The organism is Pseudoalteromonas sp. 19-MNA-CIBAN-0066 (assembly GCF_040308705.1).
In the GTDB taxonomy this organism is placed as follows: domain Bacteria; phylum Pseudomonadota; class Gammaproteobacteria; order Enterobacterales; family Alteromonadaceae; genus Pseudoalteromonas; species Pseudoalteromonas nigrifaciens.
This window is the reverse complement of record NZ_JBEONZ010000120.1, coordinates 1-362: the sequence shown is the minus strand read 5'-3', so window position 1 is coordinate 362 and position 362 is coordinate 1. Positions and strand designations below refer to the sequence as shown.

Annotated in this window: 1 pseudogene; it reads left to right on the top strand. The window is 41.2% G+C overall.

What is annotated here, in order from left to right:
• Positions 1 to 362: pseudogene (gene pyrG, locus AAEZ18_RS18460) on the top strand (CTP synthetase); the annotation flags it as partial.

Sequence of the window (362 nt, the reverse complement as noted above, 5' to 3'; positions counted from 1 at the left end):
ATATTAAGCAGCGTGTATACGACGGTGCTGAAGGTTATGATATTGCTATTGTAGAAATTGGCGGCACTGTAGGTGATATTGAATCACAACCGTTTATTGAAGCAATTCGTCAGATGGGAACTGAAATTGGCCGCGAACGCGCGCTATTTATTCACTTAACGCTAGTGCCATTTTTAGGCCCTGCCGGTGAAGTTAAAACGAAACCAACTCAGCACTCTGTTAAAGAGTTACGCTCAGTCGGTATTCAGCCAGATATTCTTATTTGTCGTTCAGACCGTAAACTACCTAATAATGAGCGTGCAAAAATCTCATTATTCACAAACGTAGAAGAAAAAGCGGTTATTTCACTACCAGATGTAGAC